Here is a 23503-nt window from a genome sequence, read left to right as displayed (position 1 = left end):
CCCCCTTTTCATCTCCGAAGAACTCGTTGCAGGACAACGACGACGAGCAGGAAGACGCCGCTGACCACCGACTGGTAGTTGCTGTCGAGGGTGCCGATCTGGTTGATCACGTTCTGGATGACCTTGATCAGGCCGACGCCGATGACGGTGCCGAGGACCATGCCCGTGCCGCCGGTCAGCAGGGTGCCGCCGATGACCACGACCGCGATGGCGTCGAGCTCGGTGCCGACGCCGATGACCGTGACGCCCGACTGCAGGTAGGCGGCGGTCAGAGCACCGGCGAGCCCGGCCAGCGTGCCGCTCGCGGTGTAGACGCCGATCTTGGTCCTGGCCACGGGAACGCCCATCAGGATCGCGGACTGCTCCGCGCCGCCGGTCGCGAACACGTTCTGGCCGGAGCTCGTGCGGTTGAGGACCACTCCGCCCAGGAGGCAGAGCGCGGCCGCGACGAAGATCGGGTAGCCGAAGCCGAACACGGTGCCGCGGCCGAGCTCGACGAACGCGCTGTCGGGCGGGATCTGGTACGTGGTGGCGCCCTCGTCGGTGATGGCGAGGAGGAGCCCGCGCGCGAACAGCAGCGACGCCAGCGTCACGATGAACGGCGCCATGTTCGTGCGGGCGATCAGCAGCCCGTTGACCAGGCCGATTCCCGCGCACACCACCAACGGCAGTGCGAGCGCCACCAGGAACCCGTACTGCGAGCCCCAGGCGGCGAGCACGCCTCCCAGCGCGTAGACCGAGCCGACGGACAGGTCGATCCCTCCGGTGATGATCACGAACGTCATGCCGAGCGCGATCACCGCGAGGAACGAGCCCTGCAGGGCGAGGTCGCGGAGGTTGTCGAGGCTGCCGAAGCGCGGGAAGACCAGCCAGGACACTGCGACCACCAGCACGAGCGCGACCGCGGAGCCCTGGCGTTGCAGGACCTTGGTTCTCGTTGCCGCCGTCAACGTCGTCATCGGCGCTCCCGTGCCACGTACACGGCGGCGACGATGATCGCGGCCTGGATCATCTGGGCGATCGAGTCCGGCAGATCGTGCTTGATCAGCGTGGCCCTGACCAGCTGCATCAGCACCACTCCCGTCACCGTGCCGAGAACGCGCACCTTGCCGCCGGTGAGCGGAGTTCCGCCCACGACGACAGCGGTGATCGCGGACAGCTCCATCAGCAGGCCCATGTCCGCGGGGTCGCCGGCGCCGAGCCTGGACGTGGCGAGGACGCCGGAGACGGCCGCGAGCACGCCGCAGATCGTGTAGACGCCGATCAGCACCCGGTTGACCGGCAGACCCGCCAGCGCGGCCGCCCTGCGGTTGCCGCCGACCGCGACGAGCTGCCGGCCGAACGTCGTGCGGTTCGTGAGCGCTGCGACCGCCACCGCCAGCACGACCGCGATCAGCACGCTGATCGGGATGCCGAGGACGTCGCCGGTGCCGAGCGCGAGGAACGCCGGGTCGTGGAGCTGGACCAGCTGGCCGTTCGCGATGACCAGTGCGAGGCCGCGGCCACCCACGAGCAGCGCGAGGGTGGCGACGATCGGCTGGATGCCCACCTTCGCGACGAGGAACCCGTTGAAGAGTCCCGCGACCAGGCCGGCCACGAGCGCCATCAGGACTGCGGGGACCGGGCCTGCGCCGAGGTAGAGCGGGATGATCGCGGCGGCCAGCGCCATGACCGCTCCCACGCTCAGATCGACGCCCTCGGTGCCGATCACCAGCGCCATGCCGAGCGCCACGATCAGCACCGGCGCCGCCTGGACGAGCTGGGTGCGGAAGTTGCCCAGCGTCAGGAAGTTGGCCGTGAACACGGCGTTGAACAGCAGCAGGGCCACCACGGCGACGTAGACACCGTTGTCCTGCAGCCAGCGCGTTCTAGTGGCTGTCAGCGTCATCCATCACCTCCGCCGCGATCGCCGCGAGCACGTGCTCGCGGGTGAGCCGGGCTCCCTCCAGCTCACCCGCGACCGCCCCGTCCCGCAGGACCACGAGCCGGTCCGCGCCGTCGAGCAGCTCGTCCAGCTCGGAGCTGATCAGCAGCACCGCCAGGCCTTCCCGCGCGAGCTCGTCGATCAACGCCTGGACCTCGGCCTTGGCACCGACGTCGATGCCGCGGGTCGGTTCGTCGAGCAGGAGGATCTTGGGCTCGGTGCACAACCACCTGGCCAGCAGCACCTTCTGCTGGTTGCCGCCGGACAGCTCGGAGACCTTCTGCTCCGGGCTGGACACCTTGATGCGCAAGCGTTTGACGAACGTGTCGACGATGCGGTCCTGCTTCGCCCTGCTGGTCACGCCGAACCGGCTCAGCTTGGGCAGCGCGGCCAGCACGATGTTCTCGCGCACGGACAGGTTCGGGATGATCCCCTCCGTCTTGCGGTCCTCCGCGAGCATGCTGATGCCCGCTCTGGTGGCTGCTTTCACGTTGCGCGGCACGGGTTTTCCCGCGACGAGCACCGTGCCGCGGTCGAGCGGGAGCGCCCCGATGATCGCTTTCGCGGTCTCGGTGCGGCCGGAGCCGAGCAGTCCGGCGAGGCCCACGACCTCGCCGGGCCGGATCGAGACGGTGACCCCGTTGATGCGCGGTGTGCTGGTCAGGTCGCGTGCTTCGAGCACGGGTTCGGTGTCGGCGTGGTGGTCCTCGCCGAACGCCGTGGTGCCGTGCTTGCGGATCTCGGTGACCGAGCGGCCCAGCATCAGCGAGACCAGCTCGATGCGCGGAAGTTCCGCCAGGGAGCCGGTGTGCACGCGTTTCCCGTCCCGCAGCACGGTGACGCGGTCGCAGATCCGGTACAGCTCGTCCATGCGGTGACTGACGTAGATGACCGCGATCCCCGCCTCGTGCAGCTTCGCGACGACGCCGAGCAACGTCTCGACCTCGCGTGGTTCCAGTGACGACGTCGGTTCGTCCATGATCACGACGTCCGCCTCCGCCTGGACCGCCCTGGCCAGCGCCACCATCTGCTGCTCGCCGACCGCGAGTGTCCCGAGTGGACTGCGCACGTCCGCCGTGATGCCGTAGCCACCGAGCAGCGCGGCGGCGTCGGCGTCGCGGCGGGCACGGTCGATCAGGCCGAGCCGGGTGCGCGGCTCGCGGCCGAGGAACAGGTTCGCGGCCACGCTCATCAGCGGGACGAGGTTGACCTCCTGGTAGATCGTGGAGATCCGGCCGTGCCGCTCGACGCGTCCGGCGTCCGGGGTGTGGATGCCGGTCAGCACCTTGATCAGCGTGGACTTGCCGGCGCCGTTCTCCCCGACCAGCGCGTGGATCTCGCCCTTCTCCAGGGTGAAGTCCACGTCGTCGAGCGCCCGCACGCCGGCGAAGGTCTTCGTGACGCCGGCGACCTCGATCACCGGATCAGTAGGCATTGTCGAGCTTCTGGGCGGCGTTGGACGTGTCGTACTCGTCGTCGGAGATCACGATGTTCTGCGCGATCTCGTCGCCCTTGCCGAACTTCTCCAGCGTGTCGAACGCGAGTGGCCCGAAGCGCGGGTTGGACTCGATCACCGCGGTGTAACTGCCGTCCGCGATCAGCTGCACGGCGTTGCGCGTGCCGTCGACGGACACGAGCTTGATGTCCTTGCCCGGTGTCTTGCCTGCGGCCTTGAGGGCGGTGACGGCGCCGACGCCCATTTCGTCGTTCTCCGCGTAGACAGCGGTGATGTCGGGGTTGCTCTGGATCAGCTGCTCCATCACGGCCTGCCCCTTGGACCTGTCGAACTCGCCCGTCTGCTCGGCCACCACCTGCAGGCCGGTGCCGGCGATGCCGTCCTTGAAGCCCTTGGTCCGGTCGACCGTCACGTTGTTGCCCGACGCGCCGAGCAGGATCGCGACATTGCCGCTGCCGCCGGTCGCCTTGACCATCTGCTTCGCGGCACGTTTGCCCTGCTCCACGAAGTCGGAGCCGATGAACGTGAGGTAGTCCGTGCAGGGCTGCGAGGTCACCTTGCGGTCGATCGTCACGACCGGCACCTGCTTGGCCTTCGCGGCGTCGAACGCGGGCTGCAGGCCGTCGGAGTTGAGCGGTGCCACGATCAGCAGCTTCGCGCCGCGGTCCAGCAACGACTTGATGTCGCTGATCTGCTTGTTGAGGTCGCTCTGCGCGTTCGTGACCAGCAGGTTCACCCCGCGCTTCGCCGCCTCGTCCCTGACCGACTGCGTCTCGGCGGTGCGGAACGGGTTCGCTTCCTTCTCCGACTGCGAGAACCCGACCGTCGCGCCCTTGAGGTCGACCTGCGGGTATCCGGTCCTGGCGCGCGCACAGCTGGGACCGGAGGCCTGTTGCTGCGCGGCGCTGGCGGCGGGCCCGCCACTGGCCGCGGTCCCCCCGCCTTCTCTGGCGGTGCACCCTGTCACGAGGAGGGCGGTGACGGCGATGAGCAGCATGCGAGACATCGTTGGCTCCTACCCGGACTGTTGTGGTCGCGCTCTCACCAGTTAGATTTCCATCGTTGTTCCAACGATGTAAAGACGAAACACTTCCCGGTACTTTTCCCGGTACCACTCTGGAGGCTGGCGTTGGCCACGCTCAAGGACGTCGCCCGTTTGGCGGGCGTCTCAGTGAAGACCGTGTCGAACGTGGTCAACGGCTACTCGTTCGTGAAACCGGACAACCGCCGCCGCGTCGAGGAGGCACTGGAGGCCACCGGCTACCGCCCGAACCTCGGCGCCCGCAACCTGCGCCGCGGCCGCACCGGCTCCATCGCCCTGGTCCTGCCGGAGCTCTCGATCCCCTACTTCGCGGAGCTCACGGGCCTGGTCATCGCCGCGGCCCAGGAACACGAGTGGAACGTGCTCATCGAGCAGACCTTCGGCACCCTCTCCGGCGAACGATCAGCGCTGGCCTCCCTGGGCCCGCACCTGGTCGACGCCGCGATCCTGAGCCCGGAAGCCCTGCACGTGGACGACTTCCAGCTCTCCGTCCCGTCCGTGCTGCTCGGCGAGCACGCGGTGGACGTCCCGATCTCCCGCGTGGGCATCGACAACGTGGCCGCGGCGCGGGTTGCGGTCCGCCACCTGATCTCGTTGGGCCGCAAGCGAATCGCCGCGATCGGCGCCCACCCGCACCGCGGCACCGCTGCCCTGCGCCTGGAGGGATACCGTTCGGCGTTGGAAGAGGCCGGTCTGCCGTTCCTGGACGAACTGGTGGTGCCGGCGTTGAACTACCACCGCGCCGACGGTGCCGCCGCCATGAAGTCGTTGCTGGACCTGCGAAACCCGCCGGACGCCGTGTTCTGCTTCAACGACCTCCTGGCCATCGGCGCGATGCGGGCAGCCGCCGAACGTTTCGTGCGGGTGCCCGCCGACCTCGCCGTCGTGGGCTTCGACAACAACGAGGAGAGCGTCTACAGCTCCCCGTCCCTGACCTCCGTCGCACCTGACAAGGGCTCCATCGCCCGCGCCGCCGTCGACCTGCTGCACCGCCAGACCGAGTCGCCGGCCCTGGAGCACGTGGAAACGCCGTTCTCGTTGCTGGTGCGGGAAAGCACTGTGGCTCGATGACCGCAGGTGCCCACGTGGTTGATTGGATCACGACAGCGGACAGGTCGCCACGTCCGCCGGCCGCCCCAACGTCGCCGACGCCGGCGGCTCCACCCCGTCCAACCACCTCTCCAGCGCCACGAACGCCGCACGGTGGCAAGGCGCCAACGGCCGCAACCGATCCGGGTACGCGTCCACGAGCCCGTCCACGTGCGTCCCTTGCTCCACCCGGTAGTACCGGTGCAACCGATCAGGTGTCATGGCCGCGTACACGTCCGAGTCCTGACTGATCGGCAGCAGCACGTCGTACGTCCCGTGCACCGTCAGCAACGGCCGCTTGACCACACCGGTCAGGTCGATCCGCGACACCAACGGCCCGGCGACGCGGCGCCGCTCGGCGTACGAGTAGTCCGCGTCGCACAACGGCGTTCCGGAAGCGCAGAACGGCACCCCGGCCTCCAATGCGCCGTCAAAAGACGGGTCGAACTCCTCGCGGTAGATCCGCTGCGTCAGATCCCAGTAGTAGCGGTAGTGGTAGTCCCACAGGAATTCCGTGCCGTCCGGAAAACCCGCCGCCACCATCGCCTCGTGCGCGCCTGGCGCACCGGCGACGTAGGAAGGGTAGGCGCGGAGCACCGGTGGCAGGAACGTCAGCGGGTTCGGGCCGTCGACCGTCCACAGTGTCCCCTCCCAGTCGACGCCGCCGTCGTAGAGGTGCGGGCGGTTCTCCAGCTGCCAGCGCACGAGGTAGCCGCCGTTCGAGATGCCGGTGGCGATCGTCCGGCGCGGCCCACGGCCGTAGCGTTGCGCCACAACGGAACGAGCCGCCACGGTCAGCTGGGTGAAGCGTTGGTTCCACTCCTCCACCGCGCGGCCGTCGCGGTAGAACTGCGCGCCGGTGTTGCCCTTGTCGGTCGAGGCGAAGGCGTAGCCGCGGGACAGGACCCAGTCGGAGATCGCGCGGTCGTTCGCGTACTGCTCGCGCACGCCAGGTGCGCCGGTGACCACCAGACCGCCGTTCCAGTGGTCGGGCAGGCGCACCACGAACTGGGAGTCATGGTTCCAGCCGTGGTTGGTGTTCGTGGACGACTTGTCCGGGAAGTAGCCGTCGATCTGGAGGCCGGGGACGGCGGCGGGCACCGGCAGCGCGGCGCTCGTCAGGCCCGCCCAGTCGGCCGGGTCGGTGTGGCCGGTGGCGGTGGTGCCGGTCGTGGTGAGGTCGGCCAAATGGGCGAGCTGCTGATGTTCGGCGCCCGGGACCTTCACCACCGCGGCCGGCGGGGTCAACGCGAGTACGAGTACCAGCGGAAGCAACATAGCTGGTCAAGCTAGTGACGGCGGACCTTCGGCGACATGGTCGCGTCCCACACAAGGCCCGCTTTGAAGGTGGTGAAGCCGAACAGGTCCAGCACTCGGCGCACCTGGGGCTGGGTTCGGTGCAGGTCGAACGACTTGCCGTTGTAGTGCGCGGCGCACAGCAGGAGCAGGAGGCTGCGCAGGCCGCTCGCGGACAGGAACGTCACCTCGGCCAGGTCGACCGACACGCGGTCGGTGGCCGGGTCCGTGATGCCGGGCAGCACCGCGACGAAGAACAGGTCGCAGGTCGTCACGTCCATCTCGCCCTGGCAGGTGGCCACGAAGCGGGTTCCCGAGCGCTGCGTCCGCACGGCGAACGGAGTCGTCTCACAGGCGGTCATAACCCCTCACATCGCCAGAAAGTGGACATCACTTCACCGCACTCCCGGAGCGCGGCGATAGCAGCGGAAGCGAACCCACCCACGGGAAAGCGAAGCGCGTCAGCGTGACCGGAGGATTTGCGACGGAGAAGCGCCGTAAGCGGCGCGGTAGTGGGCCGCGAAGACACTCGGACGGGCGTAACCCCAACGTGCAGCGATCGCGGTCACGGAACCGTTTCCCGCCTTCAGGTCGTCGTGTGCGCACGAGAGACGCACGCTTCGGAGGTAGGCCATCGGCGTCATGTCGAGGTGACGGCGGAACGCGAGCTGCATCGCACGAATGGACACACGGGCGGCGCACGCGATGTCGGCGGCGGTGATGTCCGACGCGGCGTTGTCCTCGATGAACGCCATGGCGCGCCGCAAAGCCTGGGGACGCGCGTCGCGCCGATCAGCGGCCGTGGGATCCACCAGCCCGGTGTTCGGGAAAGTGGCCAGTGTCGTGGCCACCAGCAGACGTGTCGCGTTCGCCACGACCAGGCGGTTGCTTCCGAACACCGGCAGCAGTTCGTTGTGCAGGAGGACGCAGGTGGACCGCCACGCCGCAGCGGCGCGAGCGGAGAGAGGGCGGCAGCCCACGAACCGGACGTCCTCGGCGACCTCGTCCACGACGGCCTGGCTGAGCACGACCATCGACGCCTGCGGGTCTTGGGCGGTCGCCGTGTAGGGGCTGCCCGGAGGAACCGCGAGGAACACGTCACCGGCGACGAGGCGGCGTTCCTCGCCGTCCGACTGGTAGCAGATCCGGCCGCCCGCCAGGTGCCCGAACAGGTACGCACCGGGCGGCTCGCTGTCGACCTCGAGACCGATGTGACCGTCGACCTCGTCGAACCGGACGTGCCCGAGTGCTCTCGAGGCCATTCGCAGCCTCGCACGCCGTACACCGCCGTTGAGCCGCATCCGGCCGTATGCCGCGCTCAGCAACTCATGCGCCGCGTCCAAGCCCGTCGCTTCGACGACTTGCTCCACCTGCTGCACGATCCTCGCCCGTCCTGACGATGTCCATCGCCAGGACGGGCGCATCCGCTGACACCTCCCGAAATTGTCCGATGTGGAATCAACAAACCCGTGCCACCCGGCGTTGGACGGATGACACGATCCACGGAACGTTTCGTCATAGGGGGAACATGAGAAGCTCAGGCAGACCCTGGCGCGGCGCCGGGGCACTCGTCGCCGCGCTCGTCGCAGGACTCGTCGTGGTGGTGCCCGGCACCGCGCACGCCGCCCAGCAACCCAACTGGGCCACGCTCTCACCGGCCAGGTGGGTCACCACGGACTCCAAGCAGCCGCACAAGTCGATCACCACGGGCGATGCGAGGGTGGGCGCCTGGCGTGACGACAGGCACCACATCGGCAAGTCCTACTTCACGTTCGACCTGTCGCGTTTCAAGGGGACGCAGCTGTTCACGGCATCGCTCAGGACGCCCGAGAAGGCCGCGAACGACTGCACCAAACCGCGTTCCACCCAGCTGTGGGTCGTGAAGCCGCAGGAACGGATCACCTGGGCGAACCAGCCCTGGGAGATCACGAACATCGCGCCGACCGCCAACCAGGACTGCGTCTCGCCGTGGGTCACCTGGAACGTCGCCGAGCCGATCAAGAAGGCGCTCGAGCGCGGCCGGACCGAGATCACGTTCGCGCTGAGGATCGCCGAGCCGGTGCAGGGCCAGGTCTCCTACGGCCGCACCTACGACCCCGCGGCGGTGCTCAGCACGACCTTCAACACGCCGCCCGGTGTCCCGACGGACCTCCAGGTCGGCAACGGAACATGTGACCCTGCAACGAACTTCTACTCCGACGCTCAGCCGGCCGTGTCGGCGATCGCGCACGACGCCGACGGCACCTACGGGCTGGAGGGCCGGCTGGCGTTCTGGCCGGTGGCCGCGCCCGAGCAACGGGTCGAGTCAGGCCTGGTGTGGGCGGGCAGCGGTTACCTGAACGGCTGGTTCCCGGCGGGCATGGTCAAGGACGGCGGCGTGTACGCGTTCGCCGCCCGCACCGAGGACGGGTTCGCGACCTCCGAGTGGTCCGCGCCGTGCCAGTTCACCGCCGACTTCACGCCGCCCGCCACCGCGCCGGCGATCTCGTCGACGACCTACCGCGAGAACGGTGGGCCGCCCGGTGACGGCGGCGAGGGCGTTCCCGGCGACTTCACCTTCGACGCCAAGGGCGACAAGGACGTCGTCGCGTTCGAGTACAGCGGCGTCGGGGTCGGCGGGGGCCGGGTGAACGCCGACGCTCCCGGCGGCAAGGCCACGGTCAGCATCACGCCGACGTCGGACGGTCCGTTGTCCGTCTCCGTCACGGGCATCGACAGGGCGGGTCACCGCTCGCCGACCACCAGCTACCGGTTCTGGGTGCGCACGACAGCACCGTTCGTCCAGGTCCCGCTGTTCGAGATCGGTGTGCCGCGCGACTTCGTGTTCACCGCCAACCAGGACGGCGCGACCCAGTTCGTCTACCAGCTCGACGGCGGCGCCGAGCAGACCGTGCCCGTCGCCGAGGACCGGACGGGCCGCAAGACCGTCACCTTCACCGAACCGGGTGCGGAGCGGCGCGAGATCAAGGTCTGGACCGTCAACGCCGCCGGCACCAGGTCCGGTGTCTCGGAACGGTCGTTCTCGGTGAACCAGCTCCGGCCGGAGGTCGACGTCGACCCGTGGGACGGCACGGTCGGCCAGACGCGCACGGTCACCGTGACGACGCGCCGCACCGGCGTGGTGTCGTACGTGTACAAGGTCGGTGACGAACCGGAGAAGCAGTTGCCCGCCAACGCGAACGGGTCGCTGACGTTCGAGTACACGCCCACCGCGAAGGGCGACTTCGCCATGCTGGTGGCGAGCCTCAACGCCGCGGGTGTGCGCTCGGGCTGGGGCACCGGTGAGTTCCTCGCCGAAGCTCCGGCACCGGACGTGACGAGCAACGACTACAGGTACGAGCCGGGTGGCGCGCCGGGCCAGACGGGCACGTTCACGTTCTCGTCGCCGCGGCTGCCTGTCGTGTCGTACAAGTACAAGTTCGACGACGAGCCGTGGCAGAGCACCACGGGCACGCAGGTCCAGTGGGCACCGAAGAAGCCCGGTTACCACTACCTGACCGTGATCGGTGTGACGGCGGGCGGCGTGGAGTCGGACGAGCGGTCCTACGCGTTCCAGGTGAAGGCGGCGCTGCCGGTCGTCACGAGCCCGCAGTACCCGGACGGCGGACCGGTGACGGCACGGCCGGGTGAGCCGATCGAGTTCGTGGTGACACCGGCGCTGGCCGGGTCGCGCGAGGTCCTGTGGAACATCGCGTTCAACCAGCCGCAGGTCGTTCCGGTCGGTGAGGACGGCAAGGCGCGGTTCACCGTGACGCTGTCGTCCAGCGGAACGTTCTCCCTGACCGTGTCGAGCCGGACGTCCGACGGTGTCGTCTCGGGCAACCTCGAACGGTCGTACTTCGTGCCACAGCAGTGAGTTCACGGTGACCCGCCGGTGTTTTCGCCGGCGGGTCACCGCCGGGTCAGGCCGCGGCGAGCACGTCCGCGTGCCCATGGCCCTCCAGCGGAATCCCCTTCACGGCAAGGTGTTCGAGCAGCACGGGATCTTCGGCGCAGCTCGTGCCGAATCCCAAGGCAGCAGCAAATCCGCGTGCGCCAAGTCCACCCGGATCACTACCGTGCCGAGGCGTGACCGGTGAGGACGTGCTCGAGATCCTGGCGGCGCTGGACGGCACCGACGTCCGGGTCGCCGGCGGCTGGGGCGTCGACGCGTTGGCGGGCAGGCAGACCCGCCCGCACGAGGACCTCGACCTCCTGCACCGCGAGGAGCAGGAACCCCAGGTCCTCGCGGCGCTGGCGAGGCTCGGGTTCGCGGAAACCCTGTCGTGGCGGCCGGTGCGGTTCGTGGTCACCGACCCGTCCGGCCGGGAGATCGACCTGCACCCGCTGCGGTTCGCCGCCGACGGCAGCGCCGAGCAGTCGTCGCTCACGCCGGGCGAACCGTTCCGCTATCCGGCGAGGTGCTTCGTCACCGGCACGATCCTCGGCGTCACCGTGCCGTGCCTGTCGGCCGAGCAGCAGCTCCACTTCCACCAGGGCTACGAGCCGCGCGAACGGGACCTGCACGACCTCGCACTGCTGCGGCACCTGACCTGATCAGGAGTTGTACGCCTCCATCGCCTCGGCCTTGATCTGCTCGAACTGCGCCGCCATCGCCTCCGACAGTGCCTGCGCGCCGGACAGCGGCCGCACCATCACGGTGAACTCGTCGATCAGCCCGTCGGCGTCGAGGTGCAGGAAGTCGCAGCCCTGGATCTCCTTGCCGCCGATCTCGGCGCGGAAGACGAGCGCGTGGTTGACGCCGTCGGCGATCTCGCGCTCGTAGCGGAAGTTCTCGAACACCCGCAGCACACCGCGCAGGATCGCCGCGGTGATCGGCTTGCCGGGGTACGGGGCGAACGCGACAGGGCTGGTGAACACCACGTTCTCGGCCAGGCAGGCCGCCATGGCGTCGGTGTCGCGTGCCTCGACTGCCTTGCGGAATGCGTTCACAGCAGACCCTCACATACTCAACTTGTTGACTAGGTCGAAGCACCGTAACCTGCTGATATGTCGCTGCGCAACGCCGTGATGGCCACCCTGCTCGACGGGGAGGCGTCCGGCTACGACCTGGCCAAGGCGTTCGACGCGTCCGTGGCGAACTTCTGGATGTGCACGCCGCAGCAGCTCTACCGCGAGCTGGACCGGATGGAGGCCGACGGGCTGGTCGCGGCGCGCACGGTCGAGCAGGAGCGCAGGCCGAACAAACGGCTGTTCTCCCTCACACCCAAGGGTCGCGAGGAGCTGACGAGGTTCACCGGCGAACCGCACAAGCCCACCGCGATCCGCGACGAGCTGCTGGTGGCGGTGCTGGCCGCGGACTCCGGTGACACCGAGGCGGTGAAGGCCTCGATCCGCGAGCGCAAGCAGTGGGCCGAGGCGAAGATCACGCGGTACGAACGCCTCAGGGCCAAACTGCTCGACGGCCGCACCGAGGAGGAGTTCCTGACCACCGCCGAACGGGTCGGGCCGTACCTGACGTTGTTGCGAGGCTTGTCGTTCGAGCGGGACAACGTGCGGTGGTGCGCGCGCTGCCTCGCGGTGCTGGAGCGGCGTGGTGCGCGGCTCGACGCGTCCCCGTGAGGTTGAATCGGGTCCATGAACGGCATTTCGGTGTTGCAGGAGGCACTCAGCGCGCCCGCGGAGGAGGCGCGCAACCGGTTCGCGGGACGGCTCAACGGATATCTCGACGGATCCGACGTCGTGCACGCCGTGCGGCTGCAGGGCTGGCTCGGGCTGGAGGTGCCCGGCCCCGGCTGTCACGTCGGCACGGGCAGCTGGGACTTCACCCGGTTCAAGCCGACGACCTCACCCGTGTCGTGCGGGCGGTGCCGGTCCGCCGGGCTGCTCACGAGCTCGTTCACCGGCGGCCCGCACCAGCAGACGCTGGACCTCGAAGGGATCTAGCCTTCACACGCGGCGCGGTTGCGCACGATCATCCCGGTCAGCGCGACCATGCCGAGGCGCTCGTAATACGGCCGCAGCTCCTCGTCGCACACGAGGTCCACGGAGTAGAGGTGCTCCGCCTCGCCGAGGACCCGGCGCATCAACTCGGTGCCGATGCCCTGTCCCTGGAACTCCGGCCGCACCTCCAGCCACGGGATGAACGCGGTGAGCACCCCGTCGCTGATCATGTTCACGAAGCCGACGACCTCGTCCTGCGAGCGCGCGACCACCACGCGGTAGCTCCCGCGCAGCACGGCGAGGTGCTGGGCGGGTGACGGCGGTGCAGGCCAGCCCACGAAGAACCCGGCGAGATCATCCTCACTGAGTTCGCTGACATCGGTGTTGTACGAGATCACCACCGCATTGAACCGTTTCTCCCGAACATTCGTACAGCTGGTTTCCGGCGATTTGCCAGCTAGGCTGCGGTGCATGACCCTGCCGACAGCTCCGCTGCGCCGTGCGCGCTGTGCTGCTGTCGGCGTCGTCACCGGGGCGCTCGCCGTGCTCGCGCACACGGACGCGGACGGTCACCTGCCGGACGCCGGTCTGGTCGTCTCGCTCGTGGCCTTGCTGACGTGGGCGACGACCGGGTTCGCTCGGCACGAGCTCACTCCGTCTCGGCTGCTCGTCGTGGTCGGCGGCGGACAGCTCGCGATGCACCTCATGCTGTCGCTCGCCGCGTCCCGGCACGTGCACGAACCCGACCCGTCGCGCATGGTCGCCTCGCACGTCGTGGCCACCGCGCTGACCGTCGCCGTGCTCGCTGTGGCCGAACGCACGGTGCTCGCGCTCGCTCGCGCCGTCGCGTCGGTGCTCCCCCGCAGGCACGTGCCGCTGCCCGCCTCGGCACCTCTCGTCGTCGCCACGCCCGCGCGTGTGCCGACCGCGATCGTCTTCCTGGACGTGCTGTCGTGGCGCGGTCCTCCGGCTGAACAGGTCTGAATCCCCTTCACAGGGCCGCCGACCAGCGGTCCTGCACCTGTTCACGCCCATTTGGAGTGTCCCGAGATGTCCGACACAGCCACCACAGCCACTCCGTCACGCACGTCTTTCGCGTGGCGGGGACTCTTCCTGCGCCTGCACTTCTACGCCGGAGTGCTCGTCGGCCCGTTCGTGCTCATCGCCGCGTTGACCGGCGTCCTCTACGCCCTCACTCCGCAGCTGGAGTCGTGGGTCTACTCCGACCAGCTCCGCGTTCCCGTTTCCTCCCAGCAACTCCCGCTCTCCGCCCAGATCGACGCCGCGCTCGCGACGTCGCCGCAGGGTTCACTCGTCGCGGTCCGGCCCGCACCCGAACCCGGTGCCACGACCCGTGTCCTGTTCTCCGAGAAGGGTCTCGGCGAGTCCGAACGCCGGGCGGTCTTCGTCGATCCCGGCACCGGCAGGGTCACCGGTGACCTCGTCGTCTACGGGTCGAGCGGCAGCCTGCCGTTGCGCATGACGCTGAGCCAGCTGCACCGCAACCTGCTGCTCGGCGAACCCGGCCGCCTCTACAGCGAGCTCGCCGCCTCCTGGCTGTGGATCGTCGCGCTGGGCGGCCTGGTGCTGTGGATCACCAGGCCGCGCAAGAGCAAGCGCGCCCGCACGCACGGACTGATCGGCGTGTGGGTGCTGGCCGGCGCGTTGTTCCTGTCCGCCACGGGCCTCACGTGGTCCGCGTACGCCGGGGAGAACGTCGCCTCGCTGCGCGAAACCCTCGGCTGGACCACGCCGTCGTTGAAGATGCCCGGCAGCGGCGGCGGTGATCACGGCGAACACGGCGAGCACACCTCGTCCGGGTCCGGGCACCGTGACATCGACACCGTGCTGTGGGCCGCACGCACCTCGGGCATCGACGCCAAGCCCGTCGAGATCAGCCTTCCCACCACCCCGGACGGCGCCTGGAAGGTCGCCGAGATCGACCGCAGCTGGCCCACACAGGTCGACGCGGTGGCGATCCAGGACGGCGCCGTGGTCAGCTCGGTGAGTTTCGCCGACTACCCGATCGCCGCGAAGCTGAGCAGGTGGGGCATCGACGCGCACATGGGCGTGCTGTTCGGGTGGCCCAACCAGTTGCTGTTGCTGCTCATCGGCGGCGGGCTCGTCACGCTGGTCCTGCTCGGCTACCGGATGTGGTGGAAGCGCAGGCCGACCAGCGGCTTCGGCCGTCCGACACCGCGCGGCCAGTGGCGCAAGGTCCCGCCGGCCGCGCTGGTGGGTCTCGGCCTCGGCACGCTGGTCGTCGGGTGGTTCGTACCGTTGCTGGGGATCAGCCTGGTGGCGTTCCTGGTGATCGACCTGCTGCTCGGACGACGGGCGAAAACGGCCTGACACAACGGACCGGTGGTGGCGACCTGACCATCGCCGCCACCGTCCACTGTGGACAAGGCTTGCTTGATCAGGACATTTACGGCATATTTGCGCCCAGGTGCGCCGGGAAGCCTGGTCGGCCCGCACGTCACATCGCGTGACGGCGGTGAGCTGACGAGGGGCGCGCCGATGACACTCATACCCCACGCCATCCCTCTGATCAACGATCCCGAGGTCGTGCGGGCTCTCGCCACTCGATGGCGGCGCACCAGGACGTTGCTCCTGCTGTCGACCGGCGTGCTGCCGGTCGCGATCGGCCTGGTCTGCGTCGTGCTCGCCGGCATGACCTCGGCCGGGCAGCGGATCATGCCGTGGTGGTCGGCGATTCCGGCCGTGGCGGCGGCAGCGTGCGCGTGGGCGTTGCTGTCCTGGTTGCGCCGCAACGGGTTGAGCGACCCGCACTCGTGGTTGCCCGCCACCACCCTGATGACCGGCACGCAGCTCGTGCTCGGCGTGCTGCCGGGCGCGGGCATAGCGTTGCGACTCAGCCCCGGCGCGGCCATCGCGGTGAAGGCGTTGTGCGCGGCCGGAGTTCTCGGCGCGGGCTCGGCCTGCTCACTGGCCCGGCTGGCCCACCGCTCACTGCTCTCGGCGCCCGTCCTCGAACTCGGCTCGACCGCGTTCCCGCTCGTCCTGGACGGGCACGGCTCGCGCGTGGTGATCGGCAGCGACCGCGTCGACTGGACCACGCGGCAGGGCGGACGCATCGACGCCGGAGTCACGTTCGCCAGGATCCAGCGCGTGACGGCGCAGGCGAACGCGATCGTGCTGCACACCACGTCCGGCGCGTGGACTGTCCCGGTGTCCGACCCGGCCACCGCCCAGGCGTTGCTGCGCCGCCGACTCGCTTGGTGGGAAGAGGGTCGCGACGCCACCGAGGAGCGCTACCACGAGCTCGTACGACTGCTCGCGGCCGTCAACGGCGAGGCGTCGCGCGGCGGCGTCACCGTCACCGTCGACTCGAACGGTGTCACGACAGGGGTTTCGTTCAGCCCGGCGGTGCGCGATCTCGAACCGGAGGTGCTCTCCACGCACCTGATGGCGTGCGTCGAGAAGGCCCGTTCGGACGCGCGCAGGCAGGTCGAGGACCTCGTGCTGGAACACGCCGCCGTGAACGCCGGCCACTGAGTTGGTTGCCAGGGCAGCACTTTCACTCGATCGTGAGGCCCTGAGCCCCCTTTGCGGTTTTTGATCACGAATAAGATTGGGGGCATGGAAGCGGTCGAGGTCCTCGATGCTCTCGATTATCACCACAAACAGATCGCCTATCACCAGGCGCAGTCGTTGCGTGTGCTCGCGGAGTACGCGATCGCGTGTGAGGGCGAGGAGTTCTTCGACGCCGAGATCGCGGCGGCGATGCGGTGGACGTCGCGCTGGACCACCGACCAGATCGCGCTGGCGCTGGACCTGGCGTCCAGGCTGCCGCAGACGCTCGATGCCCTGGAGAAGGGGGAGATCGACTTCTACAAGGCCCGCGTGCTGCACGACCAGACGATGCCGCTCTCAGCCGACCTCGCCGCGGAAGTGGAGGCCCGCGTGCTGGCCAAGGCCGCGGGCCAGACCGGCGCCCAGATGCGGCAGCTCACGCGCCGCGTGGTGATGAAGGTCGACCCCGCGGGCCACGAGGAACGGGCGCGGGAGCGCCGCAAGCAGCGTTGCACGGGCCTGGACTCGGTCGAGGACGACATGGCGCGGATCTGGGCGTTCCTGCCCGCGCAGCTGGCGGCGGCGTGCTCGGCGCGGGTCGACGCGATCGCGCGTCAGGCGCACACGCCGTCCGATCCGCGCACGCTGGACCAGGTCCGCGCGGACGTGTTCGCCGACCTGCTGCTCGCCACGCCGGACAAGACCAGCGCCGTGAAGGTGGAGCTGTACGTGACCGTCTCAGCCGCGACCCTGCTGGGCCTTTCTTCGCAGCCGGGCGAGTTGGCGGGCTACGGCCCGATCACCGCCGAGCTGGCGCGTGACCTGGCCGGGGACGCGACGTGGCGGCGGCTGCTGACTGACCCGGCTACCGGTGAGGCCCTGGAGTTCGGCACGAGCACGTATCGCCCGCCCGCGGCGTTGCGTCGCTTCGTGTGGACGCGGGATCGGACCTGCCGCTTCCCGGGGTGCATGCGCCCGTCACACGAGTCGGATCTGGATCACACGGTCCCGTTCCCACGTGGCTCCACCTCGGCGGCGAACCTGGGGGCGTTCTGCCGCAGACACCACCGCGTCAAACACCGCACGGCCTGGCAGGTGAGCCAACCGAAACCCGGCAGGTTCTGCTTCCGCAGCCCCGCAGGAAAAACCTACGAACGCCAACCCGAACCGGTACTGGGCGACCCACCACCATTCTGAAAATTCACAACCCACACCAAAGAACCACCACGCAACCTGCGGCCATCGCACGGCACTCGACCACGCCCCGCAACCCGCACCCAAGGACCACCACCGCAACCGGCAGCCACTGCACGGCACTGGACCACGCCCCGCAACCACCCCCGCAAGGCGACCACAGAAATTCGGTCCGGCACACGCCCGACGAAGGAGGGCATGTGCCGGGTCGGCGAAGCCGTGCCGTCAACCCCAGGGCCCGGAACCAACCACTAGTCGGTTGTCCCGCCCCACCAAGCCTGCCTACGTTCGAACGAGATCCGGAGATGGGGGACGAAATGCGCAGACGTCACTTCCTCGCCGCAGCGGCCGGAGTAGCCGCCGTGGTCGCCAACCCCGCGAGCGCACGAGCGGCCACCGGGCAGAAGCCGGGTGCCTCGCACGTGCCCGACCTGGGCCTCGGCGACTTCCCAGTCGTGGCACGGGTCCGCGCCCGCAAGGCGCTGGAACACCTCAAGGTGCTGAGCGACAGGATCGGCCCGCGGATCGGCGGCACCGAGTCCGAGCACCGGGCACGCGACTACCTCGTGCGCGAGCTCAAGGCGTTGCGGTACCAGGTGACGACCCAGCCGTTCACCGTGCCGGACAAGTACCTCGCCGAGATCAACGGCCAGTGGCAGGCAGGCGCCTCGCGGTTCGGGGCGCTCGGCGTCACGGTCAAGGCACCGTTCGTCGAGGTCACCGACGGTCAGCTGCCTGACCTCACCGGCAAGATCGCGTTCTACGTCAACGCTCCGGCCGGCCCCGCGCCGACGCACGCGGCGATCGAGCGCGGCGCCGTGGCCGTGATCCTCGGCCGCGTCTCCGCGACGGCTAGCAAGTCCAGCGCGTTCTCCCCCACCCTCGACCGGAACGTCGCCGTGCCGGTCATCGGACTCGCCCAGGTGCACACCGAAAAGCTGCGCGCGCAGGGGTCCGGCGAGCTGACGATCAGCACCACGCACCACCCGAACCTCACGTCCTACAACGTGATCGCGGAACGACCGGCGACCTTTCCGTGGCGGGACAACGGGGTTGTCATGGTGACCGCGCACTACGACAGCGTGCCCGGATCACCTGGCGCCAACGACGACGGCAGCGGCACGGTGCTGTGCCTGGAACTCGCGCGGGTGTTGCGCTACCTGCCGACGCACAAGGCGATCCGGTTCGCGTTGTGGGGATCGGAGGAGCAGGGTCTGCTCGGGTCGCGGCACTACGTCTCGCAGCTCGCGGCCGAGGAGATCGCCCGGATCAAGGGCGTCTTCCAGAACGACATGGTCGCCACGAGCCACGACCCGGCGACGGCGTACTGGCTGCTGTCGGTGGACGGCGCCGACAACGCCACGACCGCCGCCGTGCGCGCCGCGGCGCAACGGCTCGGGTACGACCCGCGGGTGCACGGACCGGTGGCGCGCGGGTCCAGCGATCACGTGCCGTTCCACGAGAAGGGTATGGCGTCGGCCAACTTCAGCTGGCGTGGTGAGGGCGGGCCGGCGCAGCTGGAACCGATCTACCACACGCCGGAGGACACGATCCGGGACAACATCAGTCCGGAACGCCTCCAGGTGTCGCTGGAGCTGATCGGCTCGGCCGCGTACCGGCTCGCCTGCCAGAGGTAGCCGAACCTCGTCTGCCAGAAGTAGCGGAACGTGGGAGGCGGGCCTGGGGTTTGGCCCGCCTCCCACGCCGGTGATCAGCTCGCGCTCAGCGGAACCGACCACCGTTGCTGCGGGGTGCCGACGCAGTCCCACAGCTGGATCTTCGTGCCGTCAGCCGTGTTCCCCGCCTCCACGTCCATGCATCGGCCGGACTCGACGTTGACGATGGTGGCATCCGAGCGGACCGACCACTGCTGGCTCAGGCCGCCGTGGCAGTTGGCGACGCCGACCGCGGTGCCGTTGGTGAGAGCACCGACGTCGGTGCACACACCCATGGTGCGGAGGTCGCCGTCGGGCATGCCCCCGTAGGTCTCGCCGGGCGGGCCGAAACACGTCCACAGCCAGATGATTCCGTTGGCCGGGTTCTCACCCTTGACGTCGGCGCACTTGCCGCCGATCCCTTCCAGGACTCCGATCCACAGGGCCGTGGCACTGAACCTCCAGAGTTGCAACGGGGTGCGCGTGCAGTCCTGCACGGTGTAGGCGGCGCCGTTGGTGGCGGACGCGGCCGTGAGGCAGCGGTTCGAAGCCTCGTTCAGCACGGTTCCGTCAGGCCGGGCGGTCCACTTCTGGTTGCGGGAGCCGTTGCAGTCCTGAAGCGACACCGCGCCGTTCGTCTGGTCCAGGCAGCGGCCCGACGACGCGATCCGGCCGTCGCCGACGATGCTCCACCACTGGGCAGCCCCGGCGTTGCAGTCCCACGGCTGGACCTTCTTGTTGTTCGCGTCGTTGTTGTGGATGTCCAGGCACTTGCCGGCGAGGCCGTAGAACGCGCCCCACTGACCGTGCTGGTCCGGAATCCGCCACACCTGGGTCGCGGCGCCCGTGCAGTCCTGGATCTTCAACGACGCGCCGGCGTTGGTGTTGGCGGGCGTGAGGCACTTGCCCGAGCGGACGCTGACGATCGCGCCGTCCGGGCGGGCCACCCACAGCATCAGGTTCTCCGCGCTGCAGCCCTGGAACGTCACCGCCGTGCCCGCCGCCGTGCCACCGTTCTCGAGCGCCAGGCAGCGGCCGAGGTTGGTGATGCGGCCGTCGCCGAGCATCGTCCAGCGCTGGTTCGGGAAGTCGTTGCAGTCCCACATCTGCAGCTGCACGGCGGACGTGCTGTACCCGGGAACGTCCAGGCACCGGTTGTTGACGCCGACGATCTCACCGTTGCGCGTGGCGGTGTTGCGCTTGACCCTGACGTTGCGGAACTTGACGGCCGGGGTGCTGCCCGAGTTCTGCAGGCCGATGAAGCCGTCGTTGTGCACGCGGTTCAGGTCGGTGACCGTGTGGCGGTTGACCTGCTGGCCGTTGAGCACCACGGTCACCGTGTTGAACGCGACGGTGATCTCGAAGGTGTTCCACTGTCCCACCGGCTTGGCGGCGTCGAAGTCCTGCTTCTTGCCGGGTTCGATCGCGCCCGTCGACAGCGACGAGATCGGCACCCGCACACCCCGGTCCACGGGCGCCGTGGCCACCGATCCCGGATCGTTGAACAGCACCACCACACCGGACTCCGCGGTCGAGCTGGTGACCATCCAGTCCAGTTTCACCGTGTAGTCCATGCCCATCGTGCGGGCGGCGTACCAGGTGACGTCACGGGACGAGTTCGTCATGAGCTCGCACCCGTTCGCCTGCACCGGGTTGGTGCCCGCCGTCCGCCACCCCGCCAGGTTCGACTCGAGCCTGCCGTCGAACGCGCTGGTGTAGCCGGGTTCGTTGACCGGCGCGGCGCAGTCGCCGCCACCGACCTGTGCCCCGCCGACGAAGTAGCCCTGGGCGTCGAGCGAGACGAACGAGCTGCCGCGTTCGTTGCGCACGGCCACCTTGCCGCTCGCGCCCAGCGGCGTGAACGCGGTGGTGGACAGGCGTTCCCGCTGCCTGGTCGTGATCGCGGAGGCCGGCGAGGTGCCGATCTCCGCCGGTGCCACCGACAGTTCGGTGCCGAGCAGGTCGTCCTGCACCGACGGCATGAGCACGGCCGAGGTGGCGTTCGCCGGGATGCCCGCGGCGCCGGTCACCTGGAACGTGGTGGTCTCGCCCTGGCCCAGCGGGGTGGTGCGGCCGCCGGTTCCCGTGGCGGTGTCGGCGATCCGGGTCGCCTCGGTCAGCGGCACGTACCGCGCTCCCCCTCCACCGGCGACGAACCAGCCGAGGATGTCGACCATCGCGTGCACCTGGCCGATGCCGTTGCGCAGCCGGAAGTTGCCGTCCGCGCCGATCGTGACGATGGCGGTGTTGGAACGGCGTTCGTTGCGGCCGACGTTGAGCGAGGTGCCCGAGTTGTCCTGGGCGTAGAGGCCGAACCCGGTGCCGGTCGTCGACTCGCTGCCGGTCAGGTTCACCACGACCGCGGTGGCGTTGTCCGGAATGCCGTTGGCACCACGGGCCTTGATGAGCTGCACCTCGCCGGAACCGAGCTTGGTCGCGCGCGGGCTGCCGTTGTAGCCGCGGGTGTCGAGCACGCGGACGGGCTGCGGGCTCGCCACGTACGTCGAGCCCGCCGTGGGGCTGAAGTAGCCGAGCATGTCGAGCTGGACGTTCACCGGACCCGCCCCCGCCCGCAACCGGATGGCGCGGTCAGGGCCGATCTTCGCGACGACCAGGGTCGACACGTACCCACCGCCCGGCCGCACGCGCACCGTCGCGGCCTTGGACGTGGACGACGCCGGGTCCGTGGGGAAGACGTCCATGCCGCTCTCCACCTCGGACGACCCGTCGGTCTTCGCCGCCAGGTTGAACACCACGGCGGTGGCGTCGTTGGTGATGTTCGGGACCGGCAACGTGAAAACCTCGTTGGCCGCGTACGTCCTGCCCTGGATCTGCACCGACGTCTGCAACGGGTTGTAGGCGGAGCCGGTGGTGGCCGGAGGGTTGCTCGGCGATCCCATGGCCAGCACGCCGCTGCCCCACGTGTTGTCGTTCTTGTGCGGGTTGGTCCGCGCCTGCAGCTCGGTCTGGATCTGCGAGGCGTCGAGCGCCGGGAACGCGCCCTTGAACAACGCCGCCGCGCCCGCCACGTGCGCCGCCGCCGCGGAGGTGCCGTAGAAGCCCTCCTGGCCGTACATCGTGGTGGTGACCTTGTCGAACCCGATGATGTCCGGCTTCGTCCTGCCGTCGATCGTCGGACCGCGGCCGGAGTAGGTCGGCACGACGCCGGTGCCGGGGTTGGTGGAGCCGGCCGCGATCACGTACGGCGAGGTCGCGGGTTCGGTGATGCTGCCGGCCGGGGTGTTGAACCCGAGCGGGTGATCGTTGTCAGGGACCGCGGCGAAGAGGTCGAGACGGGTGGTGAACTTCGCCGTGTTGTTCTTGAGGTAGATCCAGTACGGCTGCGAGCTGGTGGTCGGGTTGGTGAACGTCACCTCCTCGGTCGGCAGGGCGCCGCCCACGACGTCGCGCTGGTTGTTCAGCGACGACGCGATGATCTGCGGATCGGACGGCCCGGTCGGCGCCTGGGCGCTCTTCATGACGTAGAGGTCCAGGTCCTCCGTGGACTTCGGCCACGCGTCCCAGCGCAGGCCGATCGTGGCGGTCTTGCCGGCGCCGAGCGTGAACCCGTTGTTCTGCGCCGAACCGCTGAACTCGACGAACCCGTCACCGTTGGCGTCGGTGGCGTTGCCGCTGAAGTGGTTCTGGCCGAGGTTGCCGGCCGCGACCGACCACAGCACGCCGGCCTGACGCGCCTGCCGCACGACGTCGGCGGGGCTGCCGGGCTCACCGGTGCCGTCACCGCGCCCGGAGGTCAGGAACCCGATCGCGGCGGTGATGACCTGAACACCCTGCTGCCGCAACCAGTCCGTGGCAGGTCCGAAGTCCAGCGGCCCGTCGATGCACGCGAGGAAGAGCTTCGCGCCCGGCGCCATGTCGTGCACGACCTCGGCGACCGCCGTGCCGTGCTCCTCGTTCTTGGTGGCGTCGTGACAACCGGTGTTGTTGACCTGCACGTCGGCGGGGATGTCACCCTCGCCCTTCGCCTCGTCCAGACGCGAGAACCCGACGTCGATGACGCCGACCTTCACGTCCTGCCCGGTCTTGCCCGCCGTGACCCACTGCCGGGCACCGGAGGCGTCGAAACCCTCGGACAACGCCATGGGCACAGCGCGTTGCGGCCGGCGAACGTCCACAACGGACTTGTTCTTCACCAGGTCGGCCACGCGGTTCTCCGGCACGGCGATCTGCGCGCGGTCGTCCCGCTGCACGGTCACCTCGCCCCCGAGCACCGCCGCCGCTTCCTTGAGCCGGCTGCCCCGCACCTCCAGCAGGACGCGGCCGCGCTTGTCCTTCGCGACCTTCTCCCCCTGGTGCACGGGCAGCGCGGGTCTCGGCGCCGCGTTCACCGGCGCGACCGCACCGGACACCGCAAGCGCGACCCCAACGGTCAGAATGACCGCACGTCGCAGTGTTCTCATCATCGG

The 23503-nt window shown here is 69.3% G+C and carries 20 protein-coding genes; 10 read left to right on the top strand and 10 right to left on the bottom strand.

Annotated features, from left to right (window positions below):
• Positions 1-8 precede the first annotated feature (8 nt).
• Genes AOM45_RS32450 through AOM45_RS32435 form a run of 4 tightly spaced genes read right to left on the bottom strand, consistent with a single transcriptional unit; the run spans position 9 to position 4386 of the window.
• The gene (locus tag AOM45_RS32450) at positions 9-959 is read right to left on the bottom strand and encodes an ABC transporter permease (protein WP_030469388.1); all 951 of its coding nucleotides are present in this window, start codon (positions 957-959) and stop codon (positions 9-11) included.
• Positions 956-1888 carry an ABC transporter permease gene (locus tag AOM45_RS32445; protein ID WP_030469389.1) on the bottom strand — a complete coding sequence of 311 codons (933 nt, stop codon included), beginning with the start codon at positions 1886-1888 and terminating at the stop codon, positions 956-958. The genes AOM45_RS32450 and AOM45_RS32445 overlap by 4 nt, the downstream gene beginning before the upstream one ends.
• The gene (locus tag AOM45_RS32440; protein WP_030469390.1) at positions 1869-3359 is read right to left on the bottom strand and encodes a sugar ABC transporter ATP-binding protein; all 1491 of its coding nucleotides are present in this window, start codon (positions 3357-3359) and stop codon (positions 1869-1871) included. The genes AOM45_RS32445 and AOM45_RS32440 overlap by 20 nt, the downstream gene beginning before the upstream one ends.
• Positions 3349-4386, bottom strand: coding sequence for an ABC transporter substrate-binding protein (locus AOM45_RS32435; protein ID WP_030469391.1), 1038 nt, complete (start codon positions 4384-4386; stop codon positions 3349-3351). The genes AOM45_RS32440 and AOM45_RS32435 overlap by 11 nt, the downstream gene beginning before the upstream one ends.
• A 123-nt stretch (positions 4387-4509) precedes the next feature.
• On the opposite strand from AOM45_RS32435, the gene AOM45_RS32430 reads away from it, so the two are divergent.
• The gene (locus AOM45_RS32430) at positions 4510-5493 is read left to right on the top strand and encodes a LacI family DNA-binding transcriptional regulator (RefSeq protein ID WP_030469392.1); all 984 of its coding nucleotides are present in this window, start codon (positions 4510-4512) and stop codon (positions 5491-5493) included.
• A 27-nt stretch (positions 5494-5520) separates the two neighbouring features.
• Here AOM45_RS32430 and AOM45_RS32425 read toward each other — a convergent pair whose 3' ends face one another.
• The 3 genes from AOM45_RS32425 to AOM45_RS32415 form a co-directional block, all read right to left on the bottom strand.
• The gene (locus tag AOM45_RS32425; protein ID WP_030469393.1) at positions 5521-6789 is read right to left on the bottom strand and encodes a prolyl oligopeptidase family serine peptidase; all 1269 of its coding nucleotides are present in this window, start codon (positions 6787-6789) and stop codon (positions 5521-5523) included.
• Positions 6790-6800: 11 nt separating this feature from the next.
• Positions 6801-7169, bottom strand: a complete 369-nt coding sequence (locus tag AOM45_RS32420; RefSeq protein ID WP_030469394.1) for an STAS domain-containing protein — start codon at positions 7167-7169, stop codon at positions 6801-6803.
• Between the two features lie 99 nt (positions 7170-7268).
• A complete protein-coding gene (locus AOM45_RS32415; RefSeq protein ID WP_030469395.1) occupies positions 7269-8177 on the bottom strand; it encodes an AraC family transcriptional regulator in 909 nt (302 codons plus the stop codon).
• Positions 8178-8335: 158 nt separating this feature from the next.
• Between AOM45_RS32415 and AOM45_RS32410 the strand changes: the two genes are divergently transcribed.
• Positions 8336-10663, top strand: coding sequence for a CBM96 family carbohydrate-binding protein (locus AOM45_RS32410; RefSeq protein WP_059362814.1), 2328 nt, complete (start codon positions 8336-8338; stop codon positions 10661-10663).
• 212 nt (positions 10664-10875) lie between these two features.
• Entirely contained in the window at positions 10876-11343 is a 468-nt protein-coding gene (locus AOM45_RS32405; RefSeq protein ID WP_030469397.1) for a nucleotidyltransferase domain-containing protein, read from the top strand.
• On the opposite strand, the gene AOM45_RS32400 is transcribed toward AOM45_RS32405, so the two are convergent.
• A complete protein-coding gene (locus AOM45_RS32400; protein ID WP_030469398.1) occupies positions 11344-11739 on the bottom strand; it encodes a nuclear transport factor 2 family protein in 396 nt (131 codons plus the stop codon). It lies immediately after the preceding gene.
• A gap of 57 nt (positions 11740-11796) precedes the next feature.
• Here AOM45_RS32400 and AOM45_RS32395 point away from each other — a divergent pair, with 57 nt between their 5' ends.
• Both AOM45_RS32395 and AOM45_RS32390 read left to right on the top strand, forming a co-directional pair.
• A complete protein-coding gene (locus AOM45_RS32395) occupies positions 11797-12369 on the top strand; it encodes a PadR family transcriptional regulator (RefSeq protein WP_030469399.1) in 573 nt (190 codons plus the stop codon).
• Positions 12370-12384: 15 nt separating this feature from the next.
• Entirely contained in the window at positions 12385-12693 is a 309-nt protein-coding gene (locus AOM45_RS32390) for a hypothetical protein (protein ID WP_051783962.1), read from the top strand.
• Here the strand turns inward: AOM45_RS32390 and AOM45_RS32385 are convergent.
• On the bottom strand, positions 12690-13088 hold the full coding sequence (locus AOM45_RS32385) for a GNAT family N-acetyltransferase (protein WP_035911342.1): 399 nt from the start codon (positions 13086-13088) through the stop codon (positions 12690-12692). The genes AOM45_RS32390 and AOM45_RS32385 overlap by 4 nt on opposite strands.
• Before the next feature lie 73 nt (positions 13089-13161).
• On the opposite strand from AOM45_RS32385, the gene AOM45_RS32380 reads away from it, so the two are divergent.
• From AOM45_RS32380 to AOM45_RS32360, 5 genes are all read left to right on the top strand, one after another.
• On the top strand, positions 13162-13674 hold the full coding sequence (locus AOM45_RS32380; protein ID WP_051783963.1) for a hypothetical protein: 513 nt from the start codon (positions 13162-13164) through the stop codon (positions 13672-13674).
• Between the two features lie 66 nt (positions 13675-13740).
• Positions 13741-15042: a PepSY-associated TM helix domain-containing protein gene (locus AOM45_RS32375; protein WP_030469403.1), complete on the top strand. Its 1302-nt coding sequence runs from the start codon at positions 13741-13743 to the stop codon at positions 15040-15042.
• A gap of 168 nt (positions 15043-15210) precedes the next feature.
• Positions 15211-16209 (top strand): YbaB/EbfC family nucleoid-associated protein, encoded by a 999-nt coding sequence (locus tag AOM45_RS32370; RefSeq protein WP_030469404.1) that lies wholly within the window; start codon positions 15211-15213, stop codon positions 16207-16209.
• Positions 16210-16293: 84 nt separating this feature from the next.
• Positions 16294-17424 carry an HNH endonuclease signature motif containing protein gene (locus AOM45_RS32365; protein ID WP_059362812.1) on the top strand — a complete coding sequence of 377 codons (1131 nt, stop codon included), beginning with the start codon at positions 16294-16296 and terminating at the stop codon, positions 17422-17424.
• 314 nt (positions 17425-17738) lie between these two features.
• Complete coding sequence (locus tag AOM45_RS32360) at positions 17739-19058, top strand: M28 family peptidase (protein WP_030472322.1); 1320 nt, start codon at positions 17739-17741, stop codon at positions 19056-19058.
• A gap of 74 nt (positions 19059-19132) precedes the next feature.
• Here the strand turns inward: AOM45_RS32360 and AOM45_RS32355 are convergent, their stop codons facing one another.
• Positions 19133-23497, bottom strand: a complete 4365-nt coding sequence (locus AOM45_RS32355) for a ricin-type beta-trefoil lectin domain protein (protein WP_156094289.1) — start codon at positions 23495-23497, stop codon at positions 19133-19135.
• Positions 23498-23503: the final 6 nt, after the last annotated feature.

Source organism: Lentzea aerocolonigenes (assembly GCF_000974445.1).
GTDB classification, from domain to species: Bacteria; Actinomycetota; Actinomycetes; order Mycobacteriales; family Pseudonocardiaceae; genus Lentzea; species Lentzea aerocolonigenes.
This window is presented reverse-complemented; position numbering and strand designations above follow the sequence as displayed.